The 11,711-nt window shown below is 73.8% G+C and carries 8 protein-coding genes; 7 read left to right on the plus strand and 1 reads right to left on the minus strand.

Translation table 11 applies throughout. From position 1 onward, the window contains the following. Window positions 1-42: 42 nt before the first annotated feature. From ACZ7DL_RS15540 to cobI, 7 genes are read left to right on the plus strand one after another with little or no spacing between them, the layout of a single operon-like run. On the plus strand, window positions 43-987 hold the full coding sequence (locus ACZ7DL_RS15540; protein WP_470774680.1) for a cobalamin biosynthesis protein: 945 nt from the start codon (window positions 43-45) through the stop codon (window positions 985-987). Next, the gene (locus ACZ7DL_RS15545; protein ID WP_470774681.1) at window positions 984-2,492 is read left to right on the plus strand and encodes a cobyric acid synthase; all 1,509 of its coding nucleotides are present in this window, start codon (window positions 984-986) and stop codon (window positions 2,490-2,492) included. Before ACZ7DL_RS15540 ends, ACZ7DL_RS15545 begins: the two co-directional genes overlap by 4 nt. Further along, on the plus strand, window positions 2,489-6,139 hold the full coding sequence (gene cobN, locus ACZ7DL_RS15550) for a cobaltochelatase subunit CobN (RefSeq protein ID WP_470774682.1): 3,651 nt from the start codon (window positions 2,489-2,491) through the stop codon (window positions 6,137-6,139). Before ACZ7DL_RS15545 ends, cobN begins: the two co-directional genes overlap by 4 nt. Further along, window positions 6,136-8,139: a putative cobaltochelatase gene (locus tag ACZ7DL_RS15555; RefSeq protein WP_470774683.1), complete on the plus strand. Its 2,004-nt coding sequence runs from the start codon at window positions 6,136-6,138 to the stop codon at window positions 8,137-8,139. The genes cobN and ACZ7DL_RS15555 overlap by 4 nt, the downstream gene beginning before the upstream one ends. Further along, window positions 8,139-8,738 (plus strand): cob(I)yrinic acid a,c-diamide adenosyltransferase, encoded by a 600-nt coding sequence (gene cobO / locus ACZ7DL_RS15560; protein WP_228623965.1) that lies wholly within the window; start codon window positions 8,139-8,141, stop codon window positions 8,736-8,738. Before ACZ7DL_RS15555 ends, cobO begins: the two co-directional genes overlap by 1 nt. Then, window positions 8,738-10,177 carry a cobyrinate a,c-diamide synthase gene (locus ACZ7DL_RS15565; protein WP_470774684.1) on the plus strand — a complete coding sequence of 480 codons (1,440 nt, stop codon included), beginning with the start codon at window positions 8,738-8,740 and terminating at the stop codon, window positions 10,175-10,177. Before cobO ends, ACZ7DL_RS15565 begins: the two co-directional genes overlap by 1 nt. Further along, window positions 10,174-10,905, plus strand: coding sequence for a precorrin-2 C(20)-methyltransferase (gene cobI, locus ACZ7DL_RS15570; protein ID WP_470774685.1), 732 nt, complete (start codon window positions 10,174-10,176; stop codon window positions 10,903-10,905). Before ACZ7DL_RS15565 ends, cobI begins: the two co-directional genes overlap by 4 nt. A gap of 14 nt (window positions 10,906-10,919) precedes the next feature. On the opposite strand, the gene ACZ7DL_RS15575 is transcribed toward cobI, so the two are convergent. Further along, complete coding sequence (locus tag ACZ7DL_RS15575) at window positions 10,920-11,651, minus strand: ZIP family metal transporter (protein ID WP_470774686.1); 732 nt, start codon at window positions 11,649-11,651, stop codon at window positions 10,920-10,922. Window positions 11,652-11,711: the final 60 nt, after the last annotated feature.

Raw genomic sequence — 11,711 nt, forward strand, 5'->3', positions numbered from 1 at the left:
CCAGTACCAGGCCCGCTCCTGTCCCCACGGCCGGCTGAGCCGATGGGTGCCGATCGCACGTACGCGTACGGCGCCGCCGCCGGCCTCCTCGGTGACCTGCTCCTCGGCGATCCGCGCCGCGGGCATCCGGTCGCCGCGTTCGGCCGGGCGGCCGGGGCCGTGGAACGCGCACTGTGGCACGACCACCGCGGCTGGGGCGCCCTGCACACCACGGTGTGCGCCGGTGGCGCCGTCGCTCTCGGGGCGCTGGCCGCACGCGTCGTACGCCCCTCCCGCATCGCCTCCGTCGCGCTGACCGCCACCGCCACCTGGGCCGTCGTCGGCGGCACTTCGCTCGCCCGGGAGGCCCGCACCATCGGGCGTGCGCTGGAGGCCGGGGACGTCGAGACGGCCCGGGCCCGGCTGCCCCATCTGTGCGGCCGGGACCCGCAGGCGCTGGACGCCGACGGTATCGCCCGGGCCGTGGTCGAGTCGGTCGCCGAGAACACCTCCGACGCCGTCGTCGGCGCCCTCGTGTGGGGCGCCGTGGCCGGGGTGCCGGGGCTGCTCGGGTTCCGGGCGGTCAACACCCTGGACGCGATGGTGGGTCACAAGTCGCCCCGCCACCTTCGCTACGGCTGGGCGTCCGCCCGGCTCGACGATCTCGCCGGCTGGCCGGGAGCACGTCTGACCGCCGTACTCGCCGTCCTGGCCGGGCCCGATCCGCGCGGCGCCGTGCGGGCGTGGCGGGCGGACGCGGCGCAGCACCCGAGCCCCAACGCCGGGCCGGTGGAGGCGTCGTTCGCGGGCGCCCTCGGCGTACGCCTCGGCGGCACCCTGTCCTACGGCGGCCGGGTCGAACACCGCCCCGTGCTCAACGGCGCCGCGGGGCGGGCCGTCCGGGTCACCGACATCGACCGGGCCGTACGGCTCTCCCGTCGCGTCGCCCTGCTCGCCCTCGGCGGCACGCTCGCCGCACGCCGACTCCTGAAAGGACGTGGGAAGTGAACGGTGGTCTCCTCGTCGCCGGCACCACCTCGGACGCCGGCAAGAGCGTCGTGACGGCCGGCATCTGCCGCTGGCTGGTCCGCCAGGGCGTGAAGGTCGCGCCGTTCAAGGCGCAGAACATGTCCCTCAATTCGTTCGTGACCCGCGAGGGCGCCGAGATCGGGCGGGCACAGGCGATGCAGGCCCAGGCCTGCCGCATCGAGCCGACCGCGCTGATGAACCCGGTGCTGCTCAAGCCCGGCGGCGAGCAGAGCAGCCAGGTGGTGCTGCTCGGCAAGCCGGTCGGGGAGCTGAGCGCCCGCGGCTACCACGGCGGGCGCCAGCAGCGACTGCTCGGCACGGTCCTGGACTGCCTGGCGGAGTTGCGGGGCACGTATGACGCGGTGATCTGTGAGGGGGCGGGCAGTCCCGCCGAGATCAATCTGCGCCGGACCGACATCGTCAACATGGGCATCGCGCGCAACGCGCGGCTGCCCGTGCTGGTGGTGGGGGACATCGACCGCGGGGGCGTCTTCGCCTCCTTCTTCGGGACCGTCGCCCTGCTGTCGCCGGAGGACCAGGAGCTGGTCGCCGGTTTCCTCGTGAACAAGTTCCGGGGCGATGTCAGCCTGCTGGAGCCCGGGTTGGAGATGCTCCAGGGCCTGACCGGGCGGCGGACGTACGGTGTGCTGCCCTTCCGGCACGGGCTGGGCATCGACGAGGAGGACGGGCTGCGGGTTTCGCTGCGGGGCACCGTACGGGAGTCCACGGTCACTCCCCCGGTCGGCGAGGACGTGCTGCGGGTCGCCGTGTGCGCGATCCCGCTGATGTCCAACTTCACCGACGTGGACGCGCTGGCCGCCGAACCGGGCGTCGTGGTGCGGTTCGTGGACCGGCCGGAGGAGCTGGCGGACGCCGACCTCGTGGTGGTGCCGGGCACCCGCGGGACCGTGCGGGCCCTGGAGTGGCTGCGGGAGCGGGGGCTCGCCGACGCCCTCGTCCGCAGGGCCGCCGAGCACAGGCCGGTCCTCGGCATCTGCGGCGGCTTCCAGATCCTCGGCGAGCACATCGAGGACGAGGTCGAGTCGCGGGCCGGCGCGGTCGACGGGCTCGGCGTGCTGCCCGTCCGGGTGCGCTTCGCCCGCGAGAAGACCCTCACCCGGCCGGCCGGGGAAGCCCTCGGTGAGCGGGTCGAGGGGTACGAGATCCACCACGGCGTGGCCGACGTCACCGGTGGCGAGACCTTCCTGGACGGCTGCCGGGTCGGCCAGACCTGGGGCACCCACTGGCACGGCTCACTGGAGTCGGACGGCTTCCGGCGGGCCTTCCTGCGCGAGGTGGCCGCCGCCGCGGGCCGCCGCTTCGTACCCGCGCCGGACACCTCGTTCGCCGCGCTGCGCGAGCAGCAGCTCGACCGGCTCGGCGACCTGATCGAACAGCACGCGGACACGGACGCGCTCTGGCGGCTCATCGAGTCGGGCGCGCCGCAAGGACTGCCTTTCATTCCACCGGGAGCGCCCGCATGAGCACTGTGTTGTTGTTGTCGACCGCCGACACCGATCTGCTGGCGGCCCGGGCCTCCGGCGCCGGCTACCGCATCGGCAACCCCACCCGGGTCGACGTCGCCGGGGAGCTGGCGGGCCTGATCGAGGGCGCCGACATCGCCGTCGTCCGGCTGCTGGGCGGCAAGCGGGCGTGGGAGGACGGGCTGGCCGCGCTGAAGGCGTCCGGCATCCCGACCGTGCTGCTGGGCGGCGAGAGCGTGCCGGACGCCGAGCTGATGGCCGAGTCGTCGGTGCCGGCCGGTGTGGTGGCGGAGGCGCTGAGGTACCTGGTCGAGGGCGGGCCCGAGAACCTGCTGGAGCTGTCCCGGTTCCTGTCGGACACCGTGCTGCTGACGGGTGAGGGCTTCGACGAGCCGCGCAGGATGCCGGAGTTCGGCGTGCACGGCGCGTACGAGCTCCGGGACGGCCGGCCGACCGTGGGCGTGCTGTTCTACCGGGCCCACGAACTGAGCGGCAACACCGCCTTCGTGGACACCCTGTGCGAAGCCGTCGAGGCGCAGGGTGCCAACGCCCTTCCGGTGTACTGCGGTTCGCTGCGCGGTGCCGACGCCGGGCTGTACGAGCTGCTGGGCCGGGCCGACGCGCTGGTGGCCACCGTGCTCGCGGCCGGCGGCACCCACGCCTCGCAGGCGTCGGCGGGCGGCGACGAGGAGTCCTGGGACATCGGCGCGCTCGCCGAGCTGAACGTCCCGGTGCTCCAGGGCCTGTGCCTCACCTCCTCGCGGGCCGCCTGGGAGGAGTCCGACGCGGCCCTCTCCCCCATGGACGCGGCGATGCAGGTCGCGATCCCGGAGTTCGACGGGCGGCTGATCACCGTGCCGTTCTCCTTCAAGGAGCAGGGCCCGGACGACGTCCCGGTGTACATCGCCGACCCGGAGCGGGCCGCGCGGGTGGCCGGGATCGCCCTGCGGCACGCCCGGTTGAAGCACAAGCCCGACGCGGAGAAGAAGATCGCGCTGGTCTTCACCGCGTACCCGACCAAGCACTCCCGCGTCGGCAACGCGGTCGGCCTGGACACGCCCGCCTCGGCGGTCCGCGTCCTGGACGCGCTGCGCGACGCCGGATACAGCCTGACCGAGTACCCCTCCGGGGGCGACGAGCTGATCCACCGGCTGATCGAGGCCGGCGGCCACGACGTGGAGTGGCTGACCGAGGAGCAGCTGGCGGCGGCCCCCGCGCGGGTGCCGCTGGCCGACTACCGGGAGTGGTTCGAGAAGCTCGACCCGGAGCTGCGGGACGCCATGCTGGAGGCGTGGGGCGAGCCGCCGGGCAGCCTGTACGTCGACGGGGACGACATCGTGCTCGCGTCCCTCCAGTTCGGGAACGTCGTCGTGATGATCCAGCCGCCGCGCGGCTTCGGCGAGAACCCGATCGCGATCTACCACGACCCCGACATGCCGCCGTCGCACCACTACATGGCCGCCTACCGCTGGCTGGAGAACAGCTTCGGCGCGGACGCGATCGTGCACATGGGCAAGCACGGCACGATGGAGTGGCTGCCGGGCAAGGGCCTCGGGCTGAGCGCCGGCTGCGCGCCGGACGCGGTGCTCGGCGATCTGCCGCTGATCTATCCGTTCATCGTCAACGACCCGGGCGAGGGCACCCAGGCCAAGCGGCGCGGGCACGCCACGGTGGTCGACCATCTGGTGCCGCCGATGGCACGCGCGGACACCTACGGGGACCTGGCCAAGCTGGAACAGCTGCTGGACGAGTACGCGCTCGTCTCGGACCTGGACCCGGCGAAGGCCCCGGCGGTCCGCGCCCAGATCTGGACGCTGGTCAAGGCCGCCGAGCTGCACCACGACCTGCACGTGGACGAGCAGCCGGACGACGCCGCGTTCGACGAGTTCGTCATGCACATCGACGGCTATCTGTGCGAGATCAAGGACGTGCAGATCCGGGACGGCCTGCACATCCTGGGCGGCGGACCGGTCGGCGAGCCGCGCGTGAACCTGGTGCTCGCGGTGCTGCGGGCGTCCCAGGTGTGGGGCGGACAGGCGAACGCGCTGCCGGGGCTGCGGGCCTCGCTGGCGCAGCACTTCGGGCTGGTGGAGAAGGAGCTGCTGGCCGAGCCCGGAGCGCCGGTGAAGGTGCCGGTGGAGCTGTCGGACCTGGTCGACGGGCCGGCCCGGACCGCCGCCGACGCGATCGACCTGCTGGAGCAGCTGTGCCGGCGGATCGCCGAGGCGATGGAGTCCCGGGCGTGGGACGGCGCGGCCGTGCACGGCGTCCTGCGGGACGTCCTCGGCGCCGAACTCCCCGACGCCGTGGCCGTGGTGGAGTTCGCCTGCGCGGAGGTCGTCCCGCGGCTGGCCCGTACGACGGACGAGATCGGGCACATCCTGCGCGCTCTGGACGGCGGTTACGTCCCGGCCGGTCCCTCGGGCTCGCCGACCCGCGGTCTGGTGAACGTGCTGCCGACGGGCCGCAACTTCTACTCCGTCGACCCCAAGGCCATTCCCTCCCGCCTGAGCTGGGAGGTCGGTCAGTCGCTGGCGGACTCGCTGGTGCAGCGGTATCTGAGCGACACCGGGGAGTACCCCAAGTCCGTCGGCCTGACGGTGTGGGGCACGTCCGCGATGCGCACCCAGGGCGACGACATCGCCGAGATCCTGGCGCTGCTGGGCTGCCGCCCGGTGTGGGACGACGCCTCGCGCCGGGTGACCGGCTTCGAGGTGATCCCCCTGGCGGAGCTGGGGCGGCCGCGCATCGACGTCACCGTCCGCATCTCCGGCTTTTTCCGTGACGCGTTCCCGCACGTGGTCGGGCTGATCGACGACGCGGTGCGGGCGGTGGCCGAGCTGGCGGAGCCGGCCGAGTCCAACTACGTGAGGGCGCACGTGGACGAGGACACCGCCGGGCACGGCGACCGGCGCCGGGCCACGGCCCGTATCTTCGGTTCCAAGCCGGGCGCGTACGGTGCCGGGCTGCTGCCGCTGATCGACGCCCGCAACTGGCGCTCCGACGCCGACCTGGCCGAGGTGTACGCGGTGTGGGGCGGCTACGCCTACGGGCGCGGGCTCGACGGGCGGGCGGCGCGCGGGGACATGGAGACGGCGTTCCGGCGGATCGCCGTGGCGGCGAAGAACGTCGACACGCGCGAGCACGATCTGGTGGACGCCGACGACTACTTCCAGTACCACGGCGGCATGGTCGCGATGGTCCGGCACCTGACCGGCGCCAACCCCGAGGCGTACGTGGGCGATTCCGCCGTACCGGACCAGGTGAAGACCCGCACGCTGGGCGAGGAGACGCACCGCGTCTTCCGGGCCCGCGTGGTCAACCCGCGCTGGATGGCGGCCATGCGCCGGCACGGCTACAAGGGTGCCTTCGAGATGGCGGCGACCGTGGACTACTTGTTCGGCTACGACGCGACGGCCGGCGTGGTGGACGACTGGATGTACGAGAAGCTCAGCGCCGAGTACGTCTTCGACCCCGAGAACCGGGACTTCATGAAGAAGTCCAACCCGTGGGCGCTGCGCGGGATCACCGAGCGGCTGCTGGAGGCGGCGGACCGTGGCCTGTGGGCGGAGCCCGACGCGGACACGCTGGAGCGGCTGCGCGCGACGTACCTGGAGCTGGAAGGCGACTTGGAGGGCGACCAGTGAGCACCCCGTTCCCCTTTACGGCCGTCGTCGGCCAGGACGATCTGCGGCTCGCGCTGCTGCTGAACGCCGTCTCGCCGGCGGTCGGCGGTGTGCTCGTGCGCGGTGAGAAGGGCACCGCGAAGTCCACGGCGGTACGGGCGCTGTCGGCGCTGCTGCCGGAGGTGGCCGTGGTGCCCGGCTGCCGCTTCTCGTGTGATCCGGCCGCCCCGGATCCCGCGTGCCCGGACGGGCCGCACGAGGCCGGCCCGGGAACCGAGCGGCCCGCGCGGATGGTCGAGCTGCCCGTCGGCGCCTCCGAGGACCGGCTCGTCGGCGCGCTCGACATCGAGCGGGCGCTCGCCGAGGGCGTGAAGGCGTTCGAGCCGGGCCTGCTGGCCGACGCGCACCGCGGGATCCTGTACGTGGACGAGGTCAACCTCCTCCACGACCACCTGGTCGACCTGCTGCTGGACGCGGCGGCGATGGGTGCCTCGTACGTGGAGCGCGAGGGCGTGTCCGTGCGGCACGCGGCCAGGTTCCTGCTCGTCGGCACCATGAACCCCGAAGAGGGCGAGCTGCGCCCGCAGTTGCTGGACCGGTTCGGGCTGACCGTGGAGGTCGCCGCCTCGCGGGAGCCGGACCAGCGGGTGGAGGTCGTCCGGCGCCGGCTGGCCTACGACGACGACCCCGCCGGGTTCGCCGCGCGGTGGGCGCAGGAGGAGGCCGCCGTACGGCAGCGGATCGTGGCGGCGCGGGAGTTGCTGCCGCAGGTGCGGCTGGGCGACGGCGCGCTCCGGCAGATCGCGGCGACCTGCGCGGCCTTCGAGGTGGACGGCATGCGCGCCGACATCGTGATGGCGCGTACGGCGACCGCGCTGGCCGCGTGGGCCGGGCGGACCGACGTGCTGGCGGAGGACGTACGGCAGGCGGCGCTGCTGGCGCTGCCGCACCGCAGGCGGCGTAACCCCTTCGACGCTCCGGGTCTGGACGAGGACAAGCTGGACGAGACCTTGGAGCAGTTCTCGGGCGAGGGCGACGACGATCCCGATCCCGATCCCGACGGTCCCGGGGGCGGCGGTCGGCCGACGCCCGATGCCGGGCCGCAGGGGGGCGGGGACACCGCTGCGCGGCCGGAGGCCGGGGAGAGCGGTGAACCGCAGCCGTCCGGTGCCGGGTCGGGCGAGCAGGCCCCGGCGCGTGCCGCCGAGCCCTTCCGTACCAAGGTGCTGAGCGTGCCCGGGCTCGGTGAGGGTGCCGCCGGGCGGCGGTCGCGGGCGCGGACCGAGCACGGGCGGACCACCGGGGCCCGGCGGCCCCGGGGGGCGCTGACCAAGCTGCATCTGGCCGCGACCGTGCAGGCCGCCGCACCGCACCAGCGGGCGCGCGGCCGGTCCGGGCCGGGGCTGGTGATCCGCCGGGACGATCTGCGGCAGGCGACCCGGGAGGGGCGCGAGGGGAACCTCGTGCTGTTCGTGGTGGACGCCTCGGGGTCGATGGCGGCGCGGCAGCGGATGAGCGCGGTGAAGGGTGCCGTCCTGTCGCTGCTGCTCGACGCCTATCAGCGGCGGGACAAGGTGGGTCTGGTGACCTTCCGGGGCTCCGGCGCGGACGTGGCGCTGCCGCCGACGTCGTCCGTCGACGCGGCCGCCGCGCGGCTGCAGTCGCTGCCGACCGGTGGCCGTACGCCGCTGGCGGCCGGGCTGCTCAAGGCGCACGAGGTGCTGCGGGTGGAGCGGCTGCGGGACCCGGCGCGGCGGGCGCTGGTCGTGCTGGTGACGGACGGCCGGGCCACCGGTGGTCCGGAGCCGGTCGCGCTCGCCGGGCGGGCGGCGCGGCTGTTCGCGGCCGACGGGGTCGCCTCGGTGGTCGTGGACTGCGAGTCGGGGCCGGTGCGGCTCGGGCTCGCCGGGCAGCTGGCGGGTGAGCTGGGCGGTACGGCCGTCACGCTGGACGAATTGCGGGCGGACTCGATCGCCGGGCTGGTCAGGGATGTGCAGGGGACGTCGAGGAGGGCAGCGTAATGCCGCAGGGACAGCCGAGTGTCGTACCGGACGACGGTCTGACGACCCGTCAGCGCCGGAACCGTCCGCTGGTCGTCGTCCACACGGGCGTCGGCAAGGGCAAGTCCACCGCCGCGTTCGGGCTCGCGCTGCGCGCCTGGAACCAGGGGTGGCCCATCGGGGTGTTCCAGTTCGTCAAGTCGGCGAAGTGGAAGGTCGGCGAGGAGAACGCGCTGCGGGTGCTGGGCGCCTCCGGCGAGGGCGGGACCGTCGACTGGCACAAGATGGGCGAGGGCTGGTCGTGGGTCCAGCGGGACGCTCAGATGGACAACGAGGAGAAGGCCCGGGAGGGCTGGGAGCAGGTCAAGCGGGACCTGGCCGCCGAGACGTACCGGCTGTACGTGCTGGACGAGTTCGCCTACCCGATGCACTGGGGCTGGGTGGACACGGACGAGGTCGTGGACGTGCTGCGGAACCGGCCCGGTACCCAGCATGTCGTCATCACCGGGCGGAACGCGCCGGAGAAGCTGGTGGACTTCGCGGACCTCGTCACCGACATGTCCAAGGTCAAGCACCCCATGGACGTGGGGCAGAAGGGCCAGAAGGGCATCGAGTGGTGATGTCGTCGGTGCCTCGGCTGGTCATCGCCGCGCCCTCGTCGGGCAGCGGCAAGACCACCGTCGCCACGGGTCTGATGGCCGCGTTCGCCGCGCGGGGGCTCACCGTGTCCCCGCACAAGGTCGGGCCGGACTACATCGACCCGGGGTATCACGCTCTTGCGACCGGGCGGGTGGGGCGCAACCTGGACGCGTACCTGTGCGGACCGGAGCTGGTCGCTCCGCTGTTTCTGCACGGGGCGCGGGGCTGCGACATCGCCGTGGTCGAGGGCGTGATGGGGCTGTACGACGGGGCGGCGGGCGAGGGTGAGCTCGCGTCCACCGCCCATGTCGCCAAGCTGCTGCGGGCGCCGGTCGTGCTGGTGGTCGACGCCTCGTCGCAGTCGCGGTCGGTGGCCGCGCTGGTGCACGGGTTCGCCTCCTGGGATCCGCAGGTGCGGATCGGGGGCGTCATCCTGAACAAGGTCGGCTCCGACCGGCACGAGGAGCTGCTGCGGGAGGCCCTGGAGTCCTCCGGGGTGCCTGTGCTGGGTGTGTTGCGGCGGGCCGAGCAGGTGTCGACGCCTTCCCGGCATCTGGGGCTGGTGCCGGTCGCCGAGCGGCGGGCTGCGGCGGTCGACTCCGTCGGGGCCATGGCTGCGCAGGTGGTTCAGGGGTGTGACCTGGACGCGCTCGTGTCACTTGCCCGGAGTGCCGGTGCCCTCCCAGGGGGCTGCGCCCCCTGGACCCCCGTTTGCCCGCCCGCCGACCCGACTCGGTCGGCCGAGAGGTGGGACGACGGGGCGACTCGGCCGGCCGAGAAGCGGGACGACGCGGCGACTCGGGTGGCCGGGAAGCCGGCGCCACGCGTCGCCGTCGCCGGTGGTCCCGCCTTCACGTTCTCCTACGCCGAGCACACCGAGCTGCTCGCCGCCGCCGGAGCCGAAGTCGTCACGTTCGATCCGCTGCGGGACGAGGAACTGCCGGAAGGCACCGCCGGCCTGGTCATCGGCGGCGGTTTCCCCGAGGTGTACGCCGCCGAGCTGTCCGCCAACGAGCCGCTGCGCAAGGCCGTCGCCGAACTGGCGACGAGCGGCGCCCCCGTGGCCGCGGAGTGCGCCGGACTGCTCTACCTGTGCCGGGAGCTCGACGGGCGGCCCATGTGCGGCGTCCTGGACGCCACCGCGCGCATGACAAAGCGGCTCACCCTCGGCTACCGGGACGCCGTGGCCGTCGGCGACAGCGTGCTGGCGGCGGCCGGGACGCGGATGCGGGGCCACGAGTTCCATCGCACGGTCGTCGAGCCGGGCGCCGGTGCCGCTCCCGCCTGGGGCGTGCGGTCCCCGGCCCGGCGGGTCGAAGGTTTCGTACAGCAGGGCGTGCACGCGAGTTATCTGCACACGCACTGGGCGTCCGAGCCCGGTGTCGCCCGTCGGTTCGTGGAGAGGTGCCGGACGTCATGAGCAGCAGGCTGGTCGGAGTCGGGGTCGGTCCCGGTGACCCGGAGCTGGTGACCGTCAAGGGGGTCAACGCGCTGCGGGCCGCCGAGGTCGTCGTCGTGCCCGTCATGGACACAGGGGAGCGCGGGCGGGCCGAGGCGACCGTGTTGCACTACGTGCCCGCGGAGAACGTCGTCCGCGTGGTGTTCGCGCTGAACGAGCGGACCGACCGGGCGCGGCGGGAGGCGGCCTGGGACGCGGCCGGGGCCGCCGTCGCCGAACTGCTGACCCGGCACGGGTCCGTCGCCTTCGCGACCATCGGCGACCCGAACGTGTACTCGACGTTCACATATCTCGCGCAGACCATCGTGGAGCTGGTGCCCGGTGTCGTCGTGGAGACCGTGCCCGGGATCACCGCGATGCAGGATCTCGCGGCGCGGTCGGGGGCCGTGCTGACGGAGGGCACCGAGCCGCTCACCCTGGTCCCGGTGACGGCCGGGTCGGCCGTGCTGAAGGAGGCGCTGGCCGGGCCGGGGACGGTCGTGGCGTACAAGTTCGGGCGGCAGGCCGCCGAGGTCGCCGAGGCGCTGGCCGAGACCGGGCGGCTCGGGGACGCCGTGTGGGGCTCGGCGCTGGGGCTGCCGGAGGAGTCGGTGCGGCCGGCCGCCGAGCTGGACGGGACGCCGCTGCCGTATCTGTCGACGCTGATCGCGCCCCCGCGGCGGGACGGCGGGCGGGGCGGGAAGCTGTGAGACCGTGCGCGTGGTCAGCCGGAGATGCCGACCACCAGCCAGATGAACGCGGCACCGGCCACCGTGCACAGCAGGGTGGAGCGGGCCGGGTGCTCGTGGTGCGCCTCGGGCAGGATCTCGGCGGCGGCGAGGTAGAGCAGTACGCCGCCGAAGAGGCCGAGATAGCCGCCGAGCACCGGTTCGGGGATGCGGAAGAAGGCCGTGGACAGCGCGCCCAGCAGCGGTGCGCAGGCGTCGGCGACCAGCATGCCGAGGGCCCGGCGGCGCGCGTTGCCGTACAGGCTGGTGATGGTGAAGGTGTTGAAGCCGTCGGCGAAGTCGTGGGCGATCACGGCGAGCGCCACGCCCGTGCCCATGCCGCCGCCCACCTGGAAGGCCGCGCCGATCGCCACACCGTCCATGGCACTGTGGCCCACCATCGCGGCCGCCGCCGTGAGGCCCACCTCGGGCGCCCGGTGGCCCGGTCCCTCGGCGCCGCCGTGCGCGGCCTGGCGGGCGGCCAGCGTGCGCTCCACCAGATGGGCGAAGAGAAAGCCGGCCACGAACAGCAGCAGGGCGGCGGGTACGCCGAAGACCTCGCGGTCGGCCGCGTGCAGCGCCTCCGGCAGCAGATCCAGGCCGACCACGCCCAGCATCAGCCCGCCGGCCAGGCCCAGGACCAGATGGCGGCGGTCGGTCACGCGCTGTGCCGTCCACCCGCCGGCCAGCGTCATCAGAAACGCGCCGAGCGCGACGAAGACCGCCATAGGCCCTTGCTATCCGATGGACCGGCGTTCGCGCATGTCCGACAGCCCTTCACGTACTGA

The organism is Streptomyces sp. NPDC036984 (genome assembly GCF_055607665.1).